Source organism: Anaeromyxobacter oryzae, assembly GCF_023169945.1.
GTDB lineage: Bacteria > Myxococcota > Myxococcia > Myxococcales > Anaeromyxobacteraceae > Anaeromyxobacter > Anaeromyxobacter oryzae.
In genome coordinates this window covers 2,505,137-2,526,753 of the sequence record NZ_AP025591.1, presented here as the reverse complement: position 1 = coordinate 2,526,753, position 21,617 = coordinate 2,505,137, and the positions used below count along the sequence as shown (strand labels likewise).

General features: G+C 73.8%; 19 protein-coding genes. 7 read left to right on the top strand and 12 right to left on the bottom strand.

Going from position 1 to position 21,617, the window contains the following annotated elements; all coding sequences use genetic code 11:
• Window positions 1-66: 66 nt before the first annotated feature.
• Complete coding sequence (locus AMOR_RS11005) at window positions 67-732, top strand: spermidine synthase (RefSeq protein ID WP_248360962.1); 666 nt, start codon at window positions 67-69, stop codon at window positions 730-732.
• Window positions 733-881: 149 nt separating this feature from the next.
• Window positions 882-1,364 carry a plastocyanin/azurin family copper-binding protein gene (locus AMOR_RS11000; RefSeq protein ID WP_248360960.1) on the top strand — a complete coding sequence of 161 codons (483 nt, stop codon included), beginning with the start codon at window positions 882-884 and terminating at the stop codon, window positions 1,362-1,364.
• 47 nt (window positions 1,365-1,411) lie between these two features.
• On the opposite strand, the gene AMOR_RS10995 is transcribed toward AMOR_RS11000, so the two are convergent.
• Both AMOR_RS10995 and AMOR_RS10990 read right to left on the bottom strand, forming a co-directional pair.
• On the bottom strand, window positions 1,412-1,609 hold the full coding sequence (locus AMOR_RS10995) for a hypothetical protein (protein ID WP_248360959.1): 198 nt from the start codon (window positions 1,607-1,609) through the stop codon (window positions 1,412-1,414).
• Window positions 1,610-2,416, bottom strand: coding sequence for an alpha/beta hydrolase (locus AMOR_RS10990; protein WP_248360958.1), 807 nt, complete (start codon window positions 2,414-2,416; stop codon window positions 1,610-1,612). It abuts the gene before it with no gap.
• A gap of 751 nt (window positions 2,417-3,167) precedes the next feature.
• Here AMOR_RS10990 and AMOR_RS10985 point away from each other — a divergent pair.
• The gene (locus AMOR_RS10985) at window positions 3,168-4,229 is read left to right on the top strand and encodes an HNH endonuclease (RefSeq protein WP_248360957.1); all 1,062 of its coding nucleotides are present in this window, start codon (window positions 3,168-3,170) and stop codon (window positions 4,227-4,229) included.
• A 175-nt stretch (window positions 4,230-4,404) separates the two neighbouring features.
• Here the strand turns inward: AMOR_RS10985 and AMOR_RS10980 are convergent, their stop codons facing one another.
• From AMOR_RS10980 to AMOR_RS10945, 8 genes are all read right to left on the bottom strand, one after another.
• Window positions 4,405-6,105, bottom strand: a complete 1,701-nt coding sequence (locus AMOR_RS10980) for a nickel-dependent hydrogenase large subunit (RefSeq protein ID WP_248360956.1) — start codon at window positions 6,103-6,105, stop codon at window positions 4,405-4,407.
• Complete coding sequence (gene nrfD / locus AMOR_RS10975; RefSeq protein WP_248360955.1) at window positions 6,102-7,319, bottom strand: NrfD/PsrC family molybdoenzyme membrane anchor subunit; 1,218 nt, start codon at window positions 7,317-7,319, stop codon at window positions 6,102-6,104. Before nrfD (AMOR_RS10975) ends, AMOR_RS10980 begins: the two co-directional genes overlap by 4 nt.
• Complete coding sequence (hybA, locus tag AMOR_RS10970; protein ID WP_248360954.1) at window positions 7,316-8,191, bottom strand: hydrogenase 2 operon protein HybA; 876 nt, start codon at window positions 8,189-8,191, stop codon at window positions 7,316-7,318. Before hybA ends, nrfD (AMOR_RS10975) begins: the two co-directional genes overlap by 4 nt.
• On the bottom strand, window positions 8,188-9,294 hold the full coding sequence (locus AMOR_RS10965; protein ID WP_248360952.1) for a hydrogenase small subunit: 1,107 nt from the start codon (window positions 9,292-9,294) through the stop codon (window positions 8,188-8,190). The genes hybA and AMOR_RS10965 overlap by 4 nt, the downstream gene beginning before the upstream one ends.
• A 256-nt stretch (window positions 9,295-9,550) precedes the next feature.
• Window positions 9,551-10,762, bottom strand: a complete 1,212-nt coding sequence (nrfD, locus tag AMOR_RS10960; protein WP_248360950.1) for an NrfD/PsrC family molybdoenzyme membrane anchor subunit — start codon at window positions 10,760-10,762, stop codon at window positions 9,551-9,553.
• A gap of 368 nt (window positions 10,763-11,130) precedes the next feature.
• Window positions 11,131-11,451 (bottom strand): hypothetical protein, encoded by a 321-nt coding sequence (locus tag AMOR_RS10955; protein ID WP_248360948.1) that lies wholly within the window; start codon window positions 11,449-11,451, stop codon window positions 11,131-11,133.
• A 483-nt stretch (window positions 11,452-11,934) separates the two neighbouring features.
• Window positions 11,935-13,923 carry a bifunctional metallophosphatase/5'-nucleotidase gene (locus tag AMOR_RS10950; RefSeq protein ID WP_248360946.1) on the bottom strand — a complete coding sequence of 663 codons (1,989 nt, stop codon included), beginning with the start codon at window positions 13,921-13,923 and terminating at the stop codon, window positions 11,935-11,937.
• Window positions 13,924-14,114: 191 nt separating this feature from the next.
• Window positions 14,115-14,480: a response regulator transcription factor gene (locus AMOR_RS10945; protein ID WP_248360944.1), complete on the bottom strand. Its 366-nt coding sequence runs from the start codon at window positions 14,478-14,480 to the stop codon at window positions 14,115-14,117.
• 323 nt (window positions 14,481-14,803) lie between these two features.
• Between AMOR_RS10945 and dmeF the strand changes: the two genes are divergently transcribed.
• The 3 genes from dmeF to AMOR_RS10930 all read left to right on the top strand — a co-directional run bounded on the left by dmeF (window position 14,804) and on the right by AMOR_RS10930 (window position 17,538).
• The gene (gene dmeF / locus AMOR_RS10940; protein WP_248360942.1) at window positions 14,804-15,790 is read left to right on the top strand and encodes a CDF family Co(II)/Ni(II) efflux transporter DmeF; all 987 of its coding nucleotides are present in this window, start codon (window positions 14,804-14,806) and stop codon (window positions 15,788-15,790) included.
• A 219-nt stretch (window positions 15,791-16,009) separates the two neighbouring features.
• The gene (gene adhP / locus AMOR_RS10935) at window positions 16,010-17,020 is read left to right on the top strand and encodes an alcohol dehydrogenase AdhP (protein WP_248360940.1); all 1,011 of its coding nucleotides are present in this window, start codon (window positions 16,010-16,012) and stop codon (window positions 17,018-17,020) included.
• Between the two features lie 77 nt (window positions 17,021-17,097).
• Window positions 17,098-17,538, top strand: coding sequence for an acyl-CoA thioesterase (locus AMOR_RS10930; RefSeq protein ID WP_248360938.1), 441 nt, complete (start codon window positions 17,098-17,100; stop codon window positions 17,536-17,538).
• Between the two features lie 12 nt (window positions 17,539-17,550).
• Here the strand turns inward: AMOR_RS10930 and AMOR_RS10925 are convergent, their stop codons facing one another.
• Entirely contained in the window at window positions 17,551-19,494 is a 1,944-nt protein-coding gene (locus AMOR_RS10925) for an APC family permease (RefSeq protein ID WP_248360936.1), read from the bottom strand.
• Between the two features lie 124 nt (window positions 19,495-19,618).
• Between AMOR_RS10925 and AMOR_RS10920 the strand changes: the two genes are divergently transcribed.
• Window positions 19,619-21,187: a sodium:solute symporter family protein gene (locus tag AMOR_RS10920; RefSeq protein WP_248360935.1), complete on the top strand. Its 1,569-nt coding sequence runs from the start codon at window positions 19,619-19,621 to the stop codon at window positions 21,185-21,187.
• Window positions 21,188-21,271: 84 nt separating this feature from the next.
• Here AMOR_RS10920 and AMOR_RS10915 read toward each other — a convergent pair whose 3' ends face one another.
• The gene (locus AMOR_RS10915) at window positions 21,272-21,442 is read right to left on the bottom strand and encodes a hypothetical protein (RefSeq protein ID WP_248360933.1); all 171 of its coding nucleotides are present in this window, start codon (window positions 21,440-21,442) and stop codon (window positions 21,272-21,274) included.
• Window positions 21,443-21,617: the final 175 nt, after the last annotated feature.

The window sequence follows — 21,617 nt, the reverse complement described above, 5'->3', positions numbered from 1 at the left end:
CGGCGCGCCGTCGGTCGCGTGCGCGTCGTTCGTGCTCGAAGGGGCGAGCGCGGGTAGAGTCCGCAGGTGATCCCGTGGGAGACGATCGACCGCGCGACGGCGCCGGACGGCGCGGAGCTCGTGCTCGCCCGCCGCGGCGGCGAGTGGGCCATCCGGGCCGCGGGGCGCGTGCTCATGACGAGCCGCCAGCACGGCTCCGAGGAGGCGCTCGCCGCGACGGCGCTCGGCCGCGTGGAGCATCCCCGCGCGGTCCTCGTCGGCGGGCTGGGGATGGGCTTCACCCTGCGCGCGGCGCTCGACCGCGTGCCGGAGGCGTGCCGGGTGACCGTCGTCGAGCTGGTCCCCGCGCTCGCGGAGTGGAGCCGCGGCGCCCTCGGCGACCTCGCCGGCAGGCCGCTCGACGATCGCCGCGTGTCGCTCGAGGTCGGCGATGTCGTCGCGCGGCTCGCGGTCACGCGCCGGAGCCTCGACGCGATCCTGCTCGACGTCGACAACGGGCCGTCCGCCCTCGCGCACGCCGCGAACGACCGGCTCTACGGCCCCGCCGGCGTCGCCGCCTGCGCCGGCGCCCTCCGGGCGGGCGGCGTCGTCGCGGTCTGGTCCGCTGGGCCCGACGAGCGCTACCTCGCGCGGCTGCGCGCAGCTGGCCTCGACGCCGAGGCGGTCGCGGTCCCCGCCCGGCCCGGGAGCGGCGCCCGTCACGTCGTGTTCGTCGGACGCGCGCCGCGCTGACCTCGGCCGCGCCGAGGATGAACGCGTGCTCGCCATGCCCCCTCCTTGGGTCCGCGTGCATGTTCGCGGCGCTCGGTCGCGCCCGTCGCGCGTCTAGCACGACAGCGGGTGTTCGCTGCTTCGCGGCGCGCCCGCGGGAAGGGAGCACCATGCGCACCAAGACAAGCCTCGCGCTCGCCGCGATCGTCGCGGCGGGCGTCTCGGCCGGCTGTGGGGGGAGCTCGTCGAGCAACCCGAGGCCGTCGACCTCGCGGCCGCCCGGCTACTACATCACCATCTTCGGGATGGCGTTCTCGCCGGTGAACCTCGACGTGCCGCCGGGCGCGACCGTCACCGTCGTGAACCAGGACGGGATCTCGCACTCGGTGACGAGCGAGGATCGTGCGGGCGCCTTCGTGCCGGGCGGGGTCGCGGGCGTCTCGTTCGACACGGGGCTCTTCACGACGGAGAAGAGCTTCACGCTGCCGGCGAACGCGCCCGAGGGCACGGTCGTGCCGTACTACTGCCGGGTCCACACGAGCACGATGGCCACTCCCACCGGGACGGTGACGGTCAAGACCGGCGCACCGGCCGGGCCCGGGCCCGCGGCGCCGGGCGGCGGCGGGAGTGGGGGCGGGGGCGGCATGTACTGACGCGCACCGCGGCGCGGGCCTCGATGCGGGCCGCGGAGGGACGCGCGTCAGGCGCCGAGCCCCGCGGCGCGCGCGAGCCGGCGCGCCTCGCGGGCGAACACCGCGAGCCCGGCGGCGAGCGACGCGCCGAGGACGAGGGCCTCGGTGCGGTGGATCGCGCGGATCGCGCCGGCGCCGCCGAGCGCCATCGCGATGCCGAGGGCGACACCGGCGAGGAGGAGCGGTGAGGTGAGCCCGCGCGGCATCTACCCGCCGCCGTGGTCGAGGAATGCGACCACCTCGTCCCACAGCGCGGGCGAGGCGAGGTCGATCCCGTTGTGCGTCGCGCCGGGCTGCTCGACGAGCCGCTTCGGCCCGGGGAGCGCCGCGAAGAGCCGCCGCCCCTCCGCCGGGCCGACCACCTCGTCGGCGCCGGCGACGAGCACCACCGCCGGCCCGCGGAAGGCCGCGAGGTCGCGCGCGGGACGGAAGCGGTCGCGGAGGAGCCAGGGCGGGACGATGGGGTAGTGGAGGCGGGCGACGGCGGCGAGATCCGCGTAGGGGGTCACGAGGACCAGGCCGCGGACGGCGTCCGGCCGTGCGGCGGCGGTCCGCCCGGCGACGCCGCTCCCGAGGCTCTCGCCCACGAGCCACACCGGCCGCCCCTCGCGCGCGAGCGCGTCCACCGCCTCGATCGCGGCCGCCTCGAGCGAGGCGAGCGCGGGCGCCCCGGGCCGCGCGCCGTAGCCCGGGTACTCGAGGATCGCGACGTCGACGCCGCGCGGGGAGAGGGCGCGCGCGTAGTGGAGCCGGTCCAGCGCGGAGCCCGCGTTCCCATGGAGCACGAGCGCGACCGCGCGCGGATCGCGCGGCGGCCGTGCGAGGCGCCAGCCGCGGAGCCGCCCGGCGTCGTCGCGCCATGGGACCGCGCCGGCGTGGCTCGCCGCGCGGACGGCGTCGTCCTCGGACATCCGGTCCGGGAAGTACAGGAGCCGCCGCTGGAGCAGGAAGAGCGCGGCGAGGAGCAGGGCTGCGAAGAGGAAGGTTCCGGCGAGCACGGTGCGCGGCCTCACGGGGGGCGAGCCTAGCGCACCGGTGCGAGGGGGTGGGGACCTCGCGCGAACCTCGCGAAGCGAGGCGAGCGAGGTCACGGGCACCGCGGAGCAGGGGTGGGCCCCGCGCGCTCTGCAGGGGTGGGGCCCCGGCGCAGCCGGGGCGGGGGCGCGGCCCTGACGATTCATCACATGTCTCCGCGAGGGTCGGCGCGTCGGCGATAGTGATCGCGGGGACCTTCGTGGCTGGCAGATGAGCGGGGAAGGGGCTGAGAAGACGGGGACGGCCGGGGCGGAGCCGCGTGGACGGGACGTCGCGGTGTGGATCGGCCCACAAGAAGCCTGTGCTGCAACGCCGGTCATCCGGAGCTGTAGCCGAGCAGCGGGGCGCGCGCGCGGGGGAACGTCCCCGCGGAGAGGCCTTCGATTCGAACGATGCGACGAGGGGCCCGTGTGCCGAGTCGTGGACCGACAAGGCACCGGTTCGCCAGATGAACCCTCAGTGGACCCCCTCCGCACCGCTGCCGGCGTAGCGCGGATGAAATTCGGCCGCACCCAACGGGAACTTCACTCTGCGCTTGACGCAGGGCGGGCGAAAATCGCCGCTCGCGCTCGAGCTCACGCGAGAACGGCGCTGCTGGAGCGCTGGTTCGCCGGCGTGCTGCGCTGGAAATGGCCGAGGGTCCGCGCGGCGCCCCTCCGCGTCCGCGCGTCAACGGGCCGTTCCCGCGCGTTCCACGAAGCGTCGAAAACGCGTGCGAGAGTGCTCTTCATGGACACCGCACGCGCCCTCTCCGCGAACCTCGCCTCCCTCCTCCGCTGCGAGCACTCCGCCCTCGGCGCGTTCCTCGTCGCCCTCGCCGACTTCGACCGGCGCCGGGCGTGGATGACGCTCGGGCACGCCTCGCTCTTCGCGTACCTCCACCGCGAGCTTCGGCTCTCCAAGGCGGCGGCCCAGTACCGCAAGGTCGCGGCGGAGCTGATCCAGCAGGTGCCCGCGGTGGGCGACGCGCTCGGCGAGGGTCGGCTGTGCCTGACCTCCATCGTCGAGGCCGCCCGGGTGGTCACCGCGCAGAACTGGGAGACCGTGCTGCCCCGGTTCTTCGGACTCTCCCGGCGAGAGGCGATGGAGGTCGTCGCGGAACTCCAGCCGCACCCCGCGCCTCCGACCCGGACCATCGTCTGTCCGGTGCGGACCTCCGAGTTCGCCGCCGGCCCCGCCTCCACGACTCCGACTCTCCCGCTCGAAGCCGGGCCGGCGGGGAACCGCACGTCCGGTTCGTCAGGCGAACTCACTAAGCGTGAAGTGGATGCTTCTGCCCCCACGCCGAGGCCCGCCGAGGTCGTTCCTCTCACCGCGGACCTGCGCCGGTTCCACCTCACCGTCTCCGATCGCTTCCTCGAGAAGCTCCAGGCGGCAAAGGATGCACTCTCCCACGCGCGCCCAGGCGCAACGGAGGAGGAGCTCCTCGAGGCTGGCCTCGACCTCCTCCTCGAGAAGGCCGCGAAGCGGAAGGGCCTCGTCGCGAAGCCACGGAAGACCCCGCGGCCGGCGAAGTGCGACCACATCCCGGCGCACGTGAAGCGGGCGGTGATGGAGCGGGACGGCGGCCGCTGCCAGTTCCGGCTGCCCTCCGGCGAGATCTGCGGCTCCACCCACCAGCTGGAATTCGATCACATCGAGCCGGTCGCGCTCGGCGGAGCGTCGACCGTCGAGAACGTCCGGATCGCCTGCAGGTCGCACAACATCATCTCGGCGCGGAGGGTGTTCGGGGACGACTGGATGGATAGATACGCTCCGGGCAAGGCCTCGCTCCCGGCCGACACCGGCTGAAGTAGGTCGCTCCCGGACGCGGACGTGGCCCTGCGAGAATCGGCGCCCGCGGCGCTCCTCGACGGGCGAGCGCGCCCAGTGCCTCGCGGGGCGGCACGCCCCGCAACAAATGAGGCCTCCGCGGAATGCGGAGGCCCCCGGACCCGCGCGTGTGGAGGGTCGCGCGGCTCCGACGCTACGCGGCTCGCACGGTGGCGAGCTCACGCCCCTCGGCGTCGACGGTGTGCACGGCACAGGCGAGGCAGGGATCGAAGGAGTGGATGGTCCGGAGCGCCTCGAGCGGGAGCTTCGGATCCGCGACGGGGTTCCCGACCAGCGAGGCCTCGTACGGCCCGGGCCGATCCTGCGCGTCGCGCGGGCCGGCGTTCCAGGTCGACGGCACCACCGCCTGGTAGTTCTCGATCTTGCCGTCGCGGATCACGACCCAGTGGCTGAGCGTGCCGCGCGGCGCCTCGTGGACCCCGAACCCGCGGATCTCTCCCTTCGGGAACGTGGGCGCGTTGAACACCTTCGTGTCGCCCTTGCCGATGTTCTCGGCGAGGAGCTTCCAGTGCTTCTGGGCCGCCTCGGCGATCACGGCGGCGCGGATCGCCCGCGCCGCGTGCCGCCCGAGGGTGGAGTGGAGCACCGCCGGCGAGAGCGTGGTCTTCGCGACGGCCCCGGCGAGCGCGAGGCAACGGTCCGCCCAGGCCCGGATCCGCGCGTGGCCGGTGGCGTAGCCGACCAGCACCTGCGCGAGCGGCCCGACCTGCATCGGCCGCCCCTCGAACCGCGGTGCCTTCACCCACGAGTACTTGCCGTCGGGATCCCACGGGCCGACCTTCGGCACCGTCTCCTCCGCGAAGGGCCCGCGGGTCCAGTCGCCCTGGTAGAACGCGCGAGCGATGGACTCGGTGACGCCGTCCCGGAACGTCGGGTCGGCGAACGAGCTGATCGGCCGCGCCTTCGCGAGGTCGCCGTCCACGATGACGCCGCCCGGGAGGTCGAACGCGGTCGCCGCGGCGTCGGTGGGGAGGTCCGGCACCGCGAGGTAGCTCGTCACGCCCGCGCCGTGGCGCAGCCACTCGGGATACATGCCGGCGATCGCGCAGACGTCCGGCACGTAGACCTGGTGAACGAACGCCGCCACCTCGTCCAGGATCTCCTTCACCTGGTACAGCTTCTCCATGTTGAGGGCCGAGGCGCTGTCGAGGTCGATGGCGTTCGCGACGCCGCCCACCGCGAGGTTCTGGATGTTGGGCGTCTTCCCGCCGAGGATCGCGACCGCCTGGTTCGCCTTCCGCTGGACGTCGAGCGCCTGGAGGTAGTGGGCGACGGCGAGCAGGTTCACCTCCGGCGAGAGGCGCATCGCCGGGTGGCCCCAGTAGCCGTTCGTGAAGATCCCGAGCTGGCCCGCCTTCACGAACCCGGCGACCCGCTCCTTCACCGCCGCGAGGGCGCGGGTCGAGTTCCCCGGCCACTCCGAGAGCGACTCGCCGAGCTTCGAGGCCGCCGCCGGATCCGCGCCGAGCACCTTCGTCACGTCGACCCAGTCGAGCGCGGACAGGTGATAGAAGTGCACCACGTGATCGTGCAGCGCGTGCGCCGCGACGATCAGGTTCCGGATGAGCTGCGCGTTCGTCGGGATGGCGAGGCCGAGCGCGTTCTCGACGGCCCGCACCGACGCGATGGCGTGCACGGTCGTGCAGACGCCGCAGATGCGCTGGGTGAAGACCCACGCGTCGCGCGGGTCCCGGCCCTTGAGGATGAGCTCGATCCCCCGCCACATCGTCCCGCTCGACCAGGCCTTCCGGACGACGCCGCCGTCGACCTCGAGGTCGATGCGGAGGTGCCCCTCGATCCGGGTGACCGGATCGATCGTGATGCGCTGGGTCATGACACCGCCCCCTGCGAGAGCGGCGCCGGCGCGACCGCGCGCGCCGGGGCCGACACGCCGGCCAGGATGGGGAACCGCCGCACGACGACGAGGTAGGCCATCGTCTCGGTCGCGACGAACCCGAGCGTGATGACGATCTCGCCGAGCGACGGGAAGTACCGCCAGCCCGCGCCCGGATCGAACGCGACGAGGAAGGCGTCGATCCGGTAGAGCGCGCCGGCGGCGAGGGCGAGGAGCGCGGCCTGGAGCTGCGTCGAGGCGCGCGCGTGGACCCACTGCTGCAGGAAGAGCACCGCGGCGGCGAGGAACAGCAGCGTCTCCGCCCAGAAGAAGAACGATCGCGTGCCGGAGGTGAACGCGAGGCCTGCGCGGTCCGCGCCGATGAGCGCCGCGAGGCGGACGGCGAGGAAGGCGAGGATCGTCCCGCCGACGAACGCGCCGAGCTTCCCGAGCAGCCTCGTCTCGAGCGGCCGCCCGAAGGCGACGCTCGAGAAGATCGACTCGAAGTACAGCACCGCGTACCCCATGGAGAACGCGGTGAGGAGGAACAGGAGCGGCAGCGCGCCGGTGTGCCAGAGCGGGTGCAGCTTCGTCCCGGCGACGAGGAGCAGCGCCCCGAGGCTCGACTGGTGCATGGTCGGGAGCACGAGGCCGAGCGCGATCACGATCGGCAGCGCGCGCCGGAGCCGCGGCAGCCAGCGCCGCGCCACCTCCGCGCGCCGTCCGCGCCCGTCCGCGTCCCACCGCTCGAGGAGCGCCGGCGCGAGCTCGATCGCCAGCACCGCGACGTAGATCATCATGCAGAGCGCGACCTCGAGGAGGACCGAGGTCCCGTTCCAGCTCCAGAACATGAACGGGACCTTCGCGAGGCCCCAGTACCGGCCCACGTCGAAGAACACCGCCACGCCCGCGACCGCGTAGCCGAGCAGGCTCGTGAGGAGCGCGGGGCGCACGAGCGGGTGGTAGTGGCCGCGGTTGAACACGAAGACGAGGAGCGCGATGGCGTAGCCGCCGCTCGCGAGCCCGGTCCCGACGACCACGTCGAAGGCGATCCAGAGCCCCCACGGATACCCGTCGCTCATGGCGGTGACCGCGCCGAGCCCGTGGGTGAAGCGGACCACGCCGACGCCGGTCGCCGCGGCCCAGAGGAACAGCATCGTCTTGAACGTCGGGGTGAGCAGGGGTCCGCCCACCGGCCGCGCCTGGCTGGTCATCGCTCCTCCTCCACGTGCGACGTGCCGCGGTTCCGCCACGTGACGAACGCGAGCGCGCCGAAGAGCGCCACCGGCGCGACGAAGCCCTGGTAGATGCCGTGCTGGATCCGCTCGCCGAGCGCCGGGACCGGCTCCTTGCCGAGGAGCGGGAGCCCGAGGGTCTCGAACGGCACCGCCGAGAGGACGAGGACGCCCGTGCCTCCGCCGTCCCGCTCGCCGTAGATCTTCTGGTAGTACGCCTCGGGCGCGGCGGCGAGCCGGCGCCGCGCCTCGGCGAGCAGGTCGGCGCGGCGGCCGAAGCGGACCGCGTCGCGCGGGCACGCCTCCGCGCAGGCCGCGCCCTTCCCTTCCGCGTAGCGGTGCCGGCAGAGCTCGCACTTCGTGATCCGCGGCGTCGCCGACGACCACTCGAACCGCGGCACGTTGAAGGGACACGCCACCTGGCAGTAGCGGCAGCCGACGCACCGCGAGACGTCGTAGCCGACGACGCCGCGCGGCTCCTTGTGCAGCGCGCCCAACATGCACACCGAGACGCAGGCGGGGTCGGCGCAGTGCATGCACTGCGCCTTCACGAAGCCCTCGCGGTCGCCCTCGGTCCAGCGCTTGATGACCGTGAGCGTCTGCGGGCCGAGATCGAGCGGCGCGTCGTACGCCACGCCGTCCACGACCTTCACGTCCGGCGCGCGCCCGTTCGCCTCGCGGCACTTCACGGTGCAGGCGCGACAGCCGACGCAGCGGGTCCCGTCGAAGAGGAGGCCGAGGTCGTCGTCCGCCGCCGGCCGGCCCCGCGCCTCCGCGGCGGAGGGGGCCGCGGCGAGCGCCGCGCCGGCGGCGGCGGTCCGGAGCGCCGTCCGGCGGGTCACGGCCGTCACGGTGCGTCCTCCTTCCGCTCGGCGTCGGCGCGGGCGGAGAGCTGCCGGGAGGCGACGAAGCCGCCGGCGAGCAGCGCGCCGACGGCCAGGCCCGCGACACCGGCCGCGACCGCGCTCACCTCGCCGCGCGCGGGCGCGGTGCCGGGATAGGCCATCGGCCCGGTCGGCCTCTCGATGGGGATCGTGGTGTGGAGCGGGATCTTGAACGCGATCTCCTGCTCGGTGCAGCCGACGCACGGGTGCCCGATGCCGATGGGCCACGCGCCGGGGACCTCGCAGAACGGCTGGATGGCGCAGCTCGCGTGCGTCTGCGGCCCCTTGCAGCCGAGCTTGTAGAGGCACCACCCCTGCCGGTGGCCCTCGTCGCCGAACGACTGGGCGAACCGTCCGGCGTCGAAGTGCGGCCGGCGCGGGCAGTCCTCGTGGATGACGCGCGCGTAGGCGAGCTTCGGGCGGCCCTTCGCGTCGAGCGCGGGGAGCGTGCCGAACGTCGCGTACTGCAGCACCGTGCCGAGGAGGTTGTAGGGGTTCGCCGGGCAGCCGGGGAGCGTCACGACCGTCTTCCCCGGGAGCACCTCCGGCGCGCCGCGCGCGCCGGTCGGGTTCGGGGCGGCCGAGGGGATCCCGCCCCACGAGGCGCACGAGCCGATGGCGATCACCGCGCCCGCGCGCCCGGCCACCGTGCGCACGATCTCGAGGGCGGTCTTGCCGCCGATCCGGCAGTAGGCGCCGTCCTCCGCGACGGGGATCGCGCCCTCGATGATGCAGACGTACTTGCCGTCCCCGGCCGACATCGCCTGCTCGAGGGCGGCCTCGATCTGCGCGCCCGCCGCGGCGAACAGCGTCTCGTGGTAGTCGAGCGAGACGAGGTCGAGCACGAGCGCGCCGACGTCCGGGTGGCTCGTCCGCAGGAGCGACTCGGTGCATCCGGTGCACTCCTGGAAGTGGAGCCAGATGACCGACGGCTTCTTGCCGCGCGCCACGTTCTCGGCCATGCGCTCGCCGGCCCAGGCCGGCAGGCCGACCGCCGCGGCGGCGGTCGTGCAGACCTTGAGGAAGCCGCGTCGTGAGACGCCGGAGGGATCCGCTGCCGGGCAGGGCATCGCGCCTCCTCTTTCGCGGGTGCAGGATCCCCGCGTCGAGTGTGCGGGATTGTCGCTCCGGGGCCTTCGGTGACTTCATTGACGCGCGTCAACCGACGCAATCTACGCGTGCAATGATTGCGTTCCTCTGTTGTTTCAGCGGATTGCCTGATGCGCAAAAATGGGGGTACCCCGGACGGGCGATGCCGGTCCGGGGTCCTTTTCCTCGCTCGATCGCGCGAGGTCCTCCGCAGGCGCCGGCGAGCTGCCGGCGCCTTCAGGCCGAGACGCGCACCGCGGATCCTGGCGGCGGCGCCGTGATCGGCGCGCCGCGGACGCCGCTCAGGATCGGCAGCGCCCGCGCCACGGCCACGTACATCGCCACGCCCGCCGCGCCGAGCCCCACCGAGAAGAGCAGCTCGCCCACCGACGGGAAGTAGGTCCAGCCCGCGCCGGGCGTGAAGGCGGCGAGGTACGTGTCGAACCGGTAGAGCGCGCCGCCCAGCACCGCGAGCTCGGCCGCCCAGAACAGCCGGCCCTCGTCCTCCCGGTAGCGCCGGCCGAGGAGCCGGATCGCCGGGTACGCGAAGAGGCCCATCTCCACGAGGAAGAGCACGCCGCGCCAGCCGCGCACGCTGACGATCGCGCCCGAGGCGGCGACGTCGGCGAGCCGGAGCGCCACGAAGACGAGCGCGAGCGCTGCCAGGACGACCGACAGCGTCGCGAGGAGCCGCGTGTCGCGCGTCCGCCGGTACGCGAGGTGCGTGAGCGTGTCGACGACGATCACCGCGCCGAAGCCCATCACCAGGCACGAGTCGAGGAAGAGCGCGGGGAGCCAGCCCGAGTACCAGAGCGGGTGGAGCTTCGTCGGCGTGGCGAGGAACAGCGACCCGAGCGACGACTGGTGCATGAAGGGCAGGACGATCGCGAGCGCCACCACGAACGGGAACGCCGCGCGGAAGAAGGGCAGCGCCCGGTCGGCGATCCGGCGGAGCGCGCCGGCGGGCCGCGCCTGCCACCGCTCGAGGAGCGCGGGCACGACCTCGATCCAGAGCACCGCGCAGTACGCCATCACGCAGAGCGCGACCTCGAGGAGCACGCTCGAGAGGTTCCACCACGGCGGGACGAAGAGCGCCCAGACCGTCCACCACCGCCCGAGATCGACGAGGACCGAGAAGCCGGCGAGCGTGTACGCGATGGCGCCGGTGAGGACCGCGGACCGGACGAGCGGGTGATGGCGGCCGCGGTTCGCGACGTAGGTGACGAGGGCGAGCCCGAGCGCGCCGGCGCCCACGCCGGTGAAGGTCACCACGTTGAGGGGTTTCCAGAGGCCCCAGGGGTAGCCGTCGTTCAGCGCGGTGACGGCGCCGAGGCCGGTGACGAGCCGCACGGCGACGAACGCGAAGCCGAGCGCGGCGAGGAAGAGGACGAACTTGCCGCCGCGGGTGAGCATGGTCCCGCCGAGCGGCCTCTCCGAGGTCTGCGTCATGATTCACCTCCCCCGCTCCGACGGGAGCGGCGGCGGCCGCCGATGGAGAGTCGAAGCCGGCGAGCCCAGGAAGCGGCGCCCGATCCCTCACCTCGCAAGCGGGGGGCCAGCGTCGAGGCGCGGGCGCGGAGGCGGGAAGCCACGTCAGGTCCAGCGGATGCGCGGCGCGGCCGAATGGCGCCTCGCCTCCTCGCGCGCGCGCCGGCGAGTTCCTCGACGGTGCGGATCGGGACCGCGCGCGAGATCCCGAGGCCCGCCGCAGGAAAAGCGCGCGGAGCGCCCGGATCGACGAGATCTCCAACGGTGATGAAGTCGTGAGCACCCCGCGCGACGGGTGCCCCGGGAGGACCGGCCCGCGGGCGTCGTCCTCAGCGGCCGGTGGCGACGCCGCCGGCGATCACCTGGGCCGCGCGGCCCCACCGCGCGCGAAGGCGCGCGAGGGTCGACCGGGCGTCGCGCTCCGTGCGGAAGACGATCCAGGCGAGGAGCACCGCCGCGAGTGGCGACGCGATCGTGAGCAGCAGCAGCGTGAGCGCGAGCGCGACCATCGCGCCCAGGACGATCGCGAAGACGAGCGCGACCCGGCCGAGGACGCGGGCGGCGAGGGCGAGCGCGGTCGCGCGCGCCGGGACGGAATCGCGCGCGCCGGCCGGCACCGCGTGGAGCGCGGGACGCGGAGCGTGCCGCATGTCGGGTCTCCTCGCGCGACGCGGCGGTGAGCGCCCGGGCCGCGCGGCCGGTCGTCACGCGCCGAACGCGCCGAGCAGCAGCACGAGGCTCGCGCCGATGAGGAGCGCGACGGCGATGGGGAGCGCGAACTCGACGAACCGGTTCCGGGGCAGCGTGTGCGGCTGGGCCATGGGGCGCCTCCCTCGAAGCGGGTCGAGCGAGACTACGCACCTCGCGCGTGCCCGCGTCAACGGGCCCCCGAGATGGGACGCCCGTCGAGGGGGTCCGGGTAGGCTTCACGAACCGTGAGCGGCCGGCTTGATCGCCACGTCGAGCGATGCCGCGGGGCCGCACGCTTTCGCGGGGATGGGGCGCCTCACCGCCTTGATCGGTCCGGGCGTCGCGAGCCGCACGCCCGGAGCGGTCGACGCGCGGTGGAGGGGAGGCGGGCGGGAGGGCGCCGGCCGCGCGACGCATCGCGGCGGCGCCCTCCGCGGACGTTCCTACGGACAGGCGGTGCCGGTGCAGAGGACGCGGCGCGGGACGGCCCCCTGCGGCATCGCCGCGTCGTACTCCGACGGCAGCTCGCCGCCGTTCTGGAGACAGCGGGTGCGAACGTATCGCGCGAACGCCTGGTGGTCCTTCACGGCGGGCGCACCCGCGACCGGCCAGCGAAGGACCGCGCTCGAGAGCGAGACGGGGTCGCCGTTCGCGTCCCGCGGCACGATCCCGAAGGACGACGCGAACGCGGCGACCTGGTAGGTCGTGACGATCGGGACGAGCGTGGTGAAGGGGTTCACTCGCCAGCCGCCGTCAGCGTCGAACAGCACGGTCTCGCTCGCGGCATCCACGAGGGCGAGATGCGTGATCCAGCCGGACCCGGGTGACGCCGGCGAGAACGGCGGCCGCGTGGCGTCGTAGGTGACCGCGAGGCCGGACGGCGAGAGATAGAAGTCGTTGTTCACCCGCGCGAACTGGAGCGTCTGCTCGAGCGCGCCGAACAGGTCCGCGGCGCGAAGGTGGAGCCGCACCACCGGGTACCCGGGCGAGCCGTCGGCGGGATCGACGCCGAGCGGTAGGACGCGGTAGAGGTCCGCGAACGCGAGCGTGCCGGTCCGGCCGCGCACGATGTCTCCGAAGACGGCGCCGGCGGCCTGGAGGGCGACGGGCGCGGGCTGGCCCAGCGCGTTCGCGACGGCGCGGAGCGCGTCGGTGTCGAGGTTCAGGACGTTCGTCTCACCGTCGACGCTGTCGCCGAGGACGTCGAACGTCGTGTGGCCGAGCGAGCGGTAGTAGAGGCCGCCGACGTGGGCCGGGTCGAAGACGACGGGGGCGCCCTCGATCAGCGACAGCGTCGGGGCGACGAACCCGTTCTCGATCGCCGCGATCACGCCGTCGAGCGTTCCGCGGATGACCGGATCCTCGGTCGGCACCACGCGGTCGTCGACCGGCAGGTACAGCGGGACGTCGCCGTCGTCCGCCAGCGCGGGCCGCTTGCCGGGACGGATCACGAGCTCGATCTGGGCGATCTCGTTGCCGAACGGCCCGGGCTGGACGATCGGGACGGCGCGACCGTCCGCGTCCGTCGCCACGAGGAGGCGATCCGGCTGCGCGTGGCTGTGGCCCGCCACCATCAGGTCGACGCCGCGGAGCGCCCCGACGAGCAGATCGCCCTCGGTCGGATGCGTGGCGGAGCCGCTCGCGCCGGCATGGGCGAGGAGGATGATGGCGTCCACGCCCTGGTCCTTCCGGAGCGCGTCGATGACCGGCTGCACCACGCCGGCGATGGCGGCGACGGCGGCGGGGACGTCGCGCGGGTCTGCGCCTCCGGTGAACGTCACCGGCGCGGCGGTCGGCGTCGCGTCGAACGCGGCCGAAGGGCCGATCGCGCCGACCACGCCGACCTTGAGGCCGCTCGAGGTCGTGACGACGGTTCCGGAGGTGATGGGCTTTCCGGAGCCGATCCCGCCGGTGAGCGCCGCGAGAGCGGCGTCGGCGCCGCCCTCCGAGAAGAAGAGGTTCGCGGCGACGATCGGCGGTCGCCCGCCGTTCGCGGCGGCCGCCTGGAGCGACAGCGCGAGCCCGTAGGGCCCGAGATCGAACTCGTGGTTGCCGAGCGCGACCGCGTCGTAGCCGAGGAGCTTCATGATCACGAGATCGAAGCTCGCGACCGCGAACGCGGTGGATGCGAGCGTGCCCTGGCTGAAGTCGCCGTTCGAGAGCGTCACCGTGTCGACGTTCCGATCGGCGCGCGCCGCCGCGAGGACCGTTGCACGCCGTGCGACGCCGCCCTTCAGGGCGCCGATGCCCGCGGTGGAGGGGAGCGGGAAGTCGTCCACCTCCGGGGCGATCGCGAACAGGTGGGAGTGCTCGTCGGTCGTGGCGAGCACGCGGAGTCGGTGGGTCTTCTCGTCGGTCTTGCCGGCCGCGATCGAGAGCGCGGCCAGGACGACGAGGGCGGCGCGCGACGCGCCCGTGATCCGTCGCTGCATGGTGTTCCCCCGTTTGCTGGGACGGTGCGGAACGCGACCGGAGGGTCGCGCCGTTCACGAGTAGAGACCCGCGGACGTGGGAACAGGACGCGGGGCGACCGCCTCGCGACAAGAAGACGCGTTCGAGGCGACGCTCCACACGCGCGGAGGTCCCCTCGTGCGGTGGGGCCGGATCGGGGCGGCGTCGCGGTCTACGCGACGGGCGCCGCTCGTGCCGCCACTACGGACCGCACGGTCCGCACGAGGTCCTCGGCGTCGAAGGGCTTCGGGAGCACCGCGTCGGCGTCGATGCGGTCGGGCACCGTCGCCGACACGATGATGACCGGGATCCCCGCGATCGTTGGGTCCGCGCGCTGCCGCTCCCGGAACTGCCAGCCATCCATGCGCGGCATCATGAGGTCGAGGAGGATCGCGGAGTACACGCGGGCTGCCGTCGCCTTCTCGAGCGCCTGCTCGCCGTCGCGGGCGGTCTCCACCACGAACCCCTCCCGATGGAGGACCTCCGCCACCGCCTCGCGGATGTCCTCCTCGTCGTCGACGACGAGCAACCGCACCATGAAGGCAACTTGAACATCGCGCCCGCGCTTCGCCGCGTCGCGCCGTGGCGGGCGGACGCCAGCCTGCCCGCGCCGAGCGGTTCTCGTGCCCCGATCGGGCGGGTCCCGCGTGGCGGCGCTGTCGGGGGGGCGTGCCGCGGCGGCGGGTGTCGCGTCGACGCCGACCCATCGCTCCGCTGGCGAGTGTCGCCGCGGGCGCGTCCGGCCATGCCGTGACCGGTGAGCCGATGACAGCGCAGCGATCCTTCCCGGATCGGCGCGCCGCACGGGCAACGCGCTGCGCCGCGCGCCGGGAGCTGATAAGACCCGCGCGCGGAGGCGGCATGCACACGGAACGGCTCCAGGCGTGGCAGCACGGCCACGCGTTCGGCGCGAACGCGGGCGTGGAGGGCGAGCGCCGGACCCGCTGGGTCGTCGGCATCACGCTCGTCATGATGGTCGGGGAGATCGCGGCCGGGACCGCGTTCCGGTCGATGGCGCTCCTCGCGGACGGCTGGCACATGGGGACGCACGCCGCGGCGCTCGGCGTCGCGCTGTTCGCCTACGCGTACGCCCGCAAGCACGCCGGCGACCCGCGGTACAGCTTCGGCACCGGCAAGGTCGGCGCGCTCGGCGGGTTCGCGAGCGCGGTCGGCCTCGCCGTCGTCGCCCTGCTCGTGCTCGGGGAGAGCGTGACTCGCCTCGCCTCGCCCGTCGCGATCCAGTTCGACGAGGCCATCGCCGTCGCCGTGCTCGGCCTGGCCGTGAACCTCGGGTGCGCGCTCCTCCTCCGGGAGGATCACGGACACGGACACGGCCACGACGAGCGTCACGACCACGACGAACACCACGACGACGAACACCACGACCACGGGGCGCACCCGGATCACAACCGGCGGGCGGCGTACCTCCACGTGCTCGCGGACGCGCTCACCTCCGTGCTCGCGATCGTCGCGCTCCTCGCCGGCCGGAGCCTCGGCTGGACCTGGATGGACCCGGCGATGGGGGTGGTCGGCTCGCTCGTCATCGCGCGCTGGTCGGTCGGGCTGCTCCGGGACACGAGCGCGGTGCTCCTCGACGCGGAGGTGCAGGCGGCGCGACGCCGCGCGATCGCGGCCGCGATCGAGACGGACGGCGACGACCGCGTCGCCGATCTTCACGTCTGGCGCGTCGGGCCGAGGCACCTCGCGGTCATCGTCTCGGTGGTGACGCACGCGCCGCGGGAACCGGCGTACTACCGGGGGCTCCTCGGCGGATTCCCGGATCTCGCGCACGTGACGGTCGAGGTGAACGGCTGCGCCGACGACCGCCGCGCGGTGGCGGGGGGCTGAGCGCCGCGAACGGCGCGTTCGCCGGTCCGAGCGCGTGTCGGGCGCGTCGTGGAGCCGCCGGCGCACCGCTGGCCGGCGAGGGCGCAGGCGAGCGCCACCCATGACCTGCGCCCTGCGTGCTCCCTTTGACCGGAGCGCCGTCCGGCGCCCGCAACTACCCCATGCGCAGCCGGGCCGGATGCGAGCGCCCGCCCGGCCGAGCACGAGGAGGTACGCGCCATGAAGGCCGCCGTCGTGAGAGAGTTCAAGGCGCCGCTGCGCATCGAGGACCTGCCGAAGCCCACGCCCGGCCCCGGCGAGGTGGTGGTGAAGATCGAGGCGTCGGGGCTGTGCCACACCGATATCCACGCCGCGCACGGGGATTGGCCGGTGAAGCCCAAGCTCCCGCTCATCCCGGGGCACGAGGGCGTCGGGATCGTCGAGAGCGTCGGCGCCGGCGTATCGACGGTGAAGGAGGGCGACCGCGTCTGCATCCCGTGGCTCGGCTCGGCGTGCGGGGTCTGCGAGTACTGCACGTCGGGCCGCGAGACGCTCTGCGAGCTGCAGCAGAACACCGGGTACTCCGTCGACGGCTCGTACGCGGAGTACGCGCGCGCCTCCGCCCTCTACGTCGGGAAGGTCCCGGCGGGCGTCGACCCGAACGATGCCGCCCCGCTCACCTGCGCCGGCGTGACGACCTACAAGGCGGTCAAGGTGGCCGGGACGCGGTCGTCGGATCTCGTCGCGGTGTTCGGGATCGGCGGCCTCGGCCACCTCGCCGTCCAGTACGGGAAGATCGCGGGAGGCACGGTGGTGGCGGTCGACCTCGTGGAAGACAAGCTCGAGCTCGCGAGGACGCTCGGCGCCGACTACACCGTGAACCCGCGGCAGGAGGACCCGGTCGAGGCGATCCGGAAGCTCGGCGGCGCCGATCAGGCCGTCTGCGTCGCGGTGTCGCCCAAGGCGTTCGAGCAGGCGTACCGGTCGCTGCGCCGCGGCGGGACGCTCGCGTTCGTCGCGCTGCCCGCGGACAACTTCATGCAGCTGCCGATCTTCGAGACGGTCCTGCACGGGATCACCGTGGTGGGGTCGATCGTCGGCACGCGCGCGGACCTCGCGGAGGTCTTCGAGCTGCACGCGCGGAAGCGCACGCGCGTCGTCTACGACATCCGGAAGCTGGAGCAGGTGAACGAGAGCTTCGAGGAGGTGGAGAAGGCGAAGGTCCCCGCGCGCCTCGTGTTCACGTTCTAGCGGCGTCCACGAGGCCCCCCGAGCCTGCCGTGTGCTGCAGGGTGGCGTTCCGCGCCGCGTTCGTGCTTGATCGGAGCATGCCCCGCGTCGAGATCCCGTTCCCCGAGCACGCCCTCTTCCGGACCGAGCTGCCGATCCGCATCGACGACGTGAACTACGGCGGGCACCTCGGCAACGACGCGGTGCTCGCGCTGGCGCAGGAGGTGCGGCTCCGGTTCCTCGTCGCGCACGGGTTCGCATCCGAGCTCGACGTCGCGGGGGTCGGGCTCGTGATGGCGGACGCGATGGTCCAGTATCGCGCCGAGGGGCGCTACGGGATGGTGCTCGAGGTGGAGCTCGCGGCCGGCGAGGTCCGCTCGCGCCGCACCGAGCTGCTGTACCGCATGCGCGACCGGGCGACGGGCCAGGAGATCGCGCGCGTCGCGACCGGCCTGCTCTGGTTCGACTACGCCGCGCGGAAGGTGGTGAGCATGCCCGAGGCCTTCCGGCGCGTCGTCGAGCCGCCGCCGGCCGGCTGACGGCGGCCAGCGTCACCGCTCGGCGGTGTGCGCCGCGAGCGGCACGACGCCGCGGCGCCCCCGCCGCGCCCGACGCCGGCGCGGCGCGTCGAGGTACCAGGGCGCGTTCACGACCACGACCTGTGGCCCGCCGCGGAAGAGCAGCATCATCTTGAGCAGCGTCGCGGTGTGGCTGAAGAGCAGGTAGTGGTACCAGCGCGCCTCGACGAGCTCGGGCACGAGCACCGCGATGAAGCGCGAGCGATCCTCCGCGGCGAGCCGGTGCACGTACCCGAGCAGCGGATCGACGACCTGCCGGTACCGGGAGCGCAGCACGGCGAGCTCGGGCGGCGGGAGCCCCGCCGCGCGGCACGGCCGCTCCACCGCGTCCGCCCAGCGCGTCGAGAGATCCTCGTGGGCGTGGCCCGCCGCGAGCACCTGGACGGCATGGACGCGCGGGGAGATGCCGAGCGCGAAGCGCAGCGCCTTGAACGTGAGCGCGTCGAGCCGCTTCACCGGCACCACCGCGATGGGTGGGGCGAGGTCGGTGACGTCGAGGGCGGCGTCGGCGTCGCACGCCCGGGCGGCCTCCTCGTACCGGGCGCTCGTCCGCCGGAAGACCAGGATCAGCGCGGGGATGACGAGGACGGTGATCCAGGCGCCCTCGAGGAGCTTGGAGGCCAGCACGACGACGAGCGTCACGGCCGTCGCGACCGCGCCGGCGCCGTTGATCCACAGGGCGCGGCGCGCGCCGCGGTCGCGCCGTCGCCGGTGCCAGTGACGGACCATCCCGGCCTGCGACAGCGTGAACGCGGCGAAGGCGCCCACCGCGAAGAGCGGCACGAGCCGCTCGGTCACGCCGCGAAACACGACGAGCAAGGCGGCGGCGGTCGCGGAGAGGAAGAGGATCCCGGTCGAGTAGACGAGGCGGCGGCCGGCGTGGGCGAACGCCTCGGGGAGGTAGCCGTCCAGCGCGAGCGAGCGGCAGAGGCGCGGGAAGTCGGCGAAGCTCGTGTTCGCCGAGAGACAGAGGACCGTCATGATGCTGGCGATCGAGACGTCGTAGACGACCCCGCGGCCGAAGACGGCGGCCACGACCTGCGAGAGCACGCTCTGGTAGCCGGGCCGCTCGGGGTCGGTCGCGCCGATCCCGTACGCGCGCGCGAGGATCGCGATGCCGGCGAGCAGGAAGACCAGGATGCCGATGATGATGGAGAGCGTGCGCTCCGCGTTCCGCTGCGCCGGCTCGCGGAACACCGGGACCGCGTTCGAGACCGCCTCGACGCCGGTCATCGCGGTGCAGCCGCTCGCGAAGGCGCGGAGGATCACCCACGCCCCGGCCGCCTCCACCGCGGGACGGAGCGCGGACGGCGCGACCACCGGCGCCGGGTGGCCGCCGGCCGCGACCAGCCGCGCGACGCCGACCGCGATGGCGACCCCCAGGCACGCGACGAACGCGTAGGTAGGCACCATGAACGCCGCGCCGGTGGTGCGCAGGCCGCGGAGGTTCGCGAAGGTCAGGAGGACGAGGAGCGCGAGACAGAGCCCGAGGGTGTGGCGGTGGAGCACCGGCATCGCCGAGACGAGCGCCCCCACACCCGCGGAGATGGCGACGGCGACGTTCAGCACGTAGTCGACGGAGAGCGAAGCCGCGGCGAGGAGGCTCGCGCCTCGCCCGAGGTTCTCCTTCGCGACCGTGTACGACCCCCCACCGTCCGGGTATGCCGAGATGGTGTGGCGGTAGGAGGTCTGGACGAGGAGCAGCAGGACGACGATCGCGGCGGTGATCGGGACGATGAAGCGGACGCCCGCCGCGCCGAGCGCGACGAGCACCGCCAGCGCCGCCTCCGGCCCGTAGGCCGCCGACGCGAGCGCGTCGAGGCCCAGCACCGGCACCGCCTCGGCGGGTCCGAGGCTCTCCGACTCCGCCTCGGAGTCGGGGATGGGCTTCCCGAGCAGCGCGTCGCGCACCCGCATACGAGCAAAGGTACGTCGCGGCCGGGCCCGGCCGCGTCCGCGCCGCCCTCGCGGCGGCCGGGCCGGCGAGCGCTTTCCGCGTCGCGGGGTGCTCGGGCCGCCGCCGGCGCGGTACAGTGCCCGGATGCCCTCCGCCCTCTACGTCGGGATCGTGGTCCTGTACGTGCTCGCGATGCTGGCCGTCGGCTGGGTCGCGATGAAGCGCACGCGCGACGTCCAGGACTTCTTCATCGGCGGCCGGACGCTCGGCCCGTGGATGAGCGCCTTCGCCTACGGCACGACCTACTTCTCCGCCGTCCTCTTCATCGGCTACGCCGGCAAGCTGGGGTGGGGCTTCGGGATCCACACGATGTGGATCGTGCTCGGCAACACGGTCGTCGGGACGCTGCTCGCGTGGCGCCTGCTCGCGGGCCGGACGCGCGACATGACCGCCCGGCTCGGCGCCATCACGATGCCGGAGCTCCTCGGGGCGCGCTACGGGAGCAAGGGGCTCCAGGTCGTCGCCGCCGCGGTGGTGTTCGTGTTCCTCGTGCCGTACTCGGCGTCGGTGCTGATGGGTCTCTCGTACCTGTTCGAGATGACCCTGCACATCCGGTACGACACCGCGCTCTACCTGCTCGCGGCCATCACCGCGATCTACCTCTCCATGGGCGGCTACTTCGCGGTCGCGGTGAGCGACTTCATCCGCGGCATCGTGGAGTTCGCGGGTGTCATGCTGATGGTGTGGCTGCTCGCCCACCGGCCGGAGACGGGCGGCTTCGTCGCCGCCACCGGGCAGCTCCTCGGCGACCCGAAGGTGATGGCGCCCGGGCTCGTCGCGGTGAAGCAGGTGGGGGCGGGGTCTCCGCTCGCGGTGGCGATCCCGGGCTGGCTCACGCTCGCAGCGCTCGTGCTCATCACGAGCTTCGGGCCGTGGGCGCTGCCGCAGATGGTCCAGAAGTTCTACTCGATCCGCAGCCGCGCCGACGTGAAGCGCGCCCTCGTCATCGCGAGCGTCTTCGCGCTGTTCATGGCGTTCGGCGCGTACTTCAGCGGCGCGCTCACCCACCTCTACTACGGGCCGAAGCTGCCGCCCGCGCTCCTCGGGCCGCAGGGGCCGATCTGGGACAAGATCATGCCGCACTTCATCACCACGACCGGCCTCCCCGAGGCGCTCGTGCTGGTGATCGTGCTGATGGTGTTCTCGGCGTCGATGTCGAGCCTGTCCTCGCTCGTGCTCGTGTCGAGCTCCGCGATCGCCATCGACGTCTACGGCGCCTTCATCGACCACCAGCGGCAGCCGCGCCGGACGATGGCGCTCCTCCGCACGCTCTGCGCGGCTTTCGTCGGGCTCTCGCTCGTCATCGCCCTCTCGAAGCCGGCGGTGATCGTGAACCTGATGGTGATGAGCTGGGGGACGCTGTCCGGCGTGTTCCTGGCGCCTTACCTCTACGGCCTCTTCTGGCGGCGCACGACCGCGGCCGGCGTGTGGGCCGGGATCGCGACCGGCCTCGCGTCGGCGTTCGTCCTGTTCCCGCTCTGGGGCGCGGACGGCGTGCCCCTCGCGGGCGCGATCGCGATGGTGCTCCCGCTCCTCGTCGTGCCCGCGGTGTCCCTCCTCGGGCGGCCGCCGGCGCGGGAGCTGGTCGAGGCGGCGTTCGGCCCCGAGACGCCGCCCGAGACGGCCGCCGCGCCCGAGCGGCTGTCGGCCTGAGCCTCGGCCGTTCGCCGGGAGCCCGATCCAGCGGAGGACGGCCGTCCGTGGTCCGAATGGCTCACCACGGACGGCCTTCCGAGCTCATTCGTCGTGGGCCGGCGGCGGACGGATCCGAGCCGCCGCCTCGCGGTCCTCGTTCTTCGCGCGGCGCGCCTCCTCCGGCTTCCGCTCGGCCGCCTCGCGATCCTTCTCCTCGATGTCGTGGATCTTCTTCTCGAGCGCGTGGAACCCGCCTCGTCTCGTCTCGGCCATCGTCCCACCTCCGGTGACGAGGCGATCGTCGCGCCGCCGCCCGGCGCCGGCACGGCGCACGCGGGTTCGCCCGTCGGCGGGCGCTGCCTGGCCACGGGAGCCCCGCACGGGCGACCGGGCGCCACGGCCGGATCTCGCGACCAGGTCCGGAAACGGCCAGACGGCGCGTGGCCGC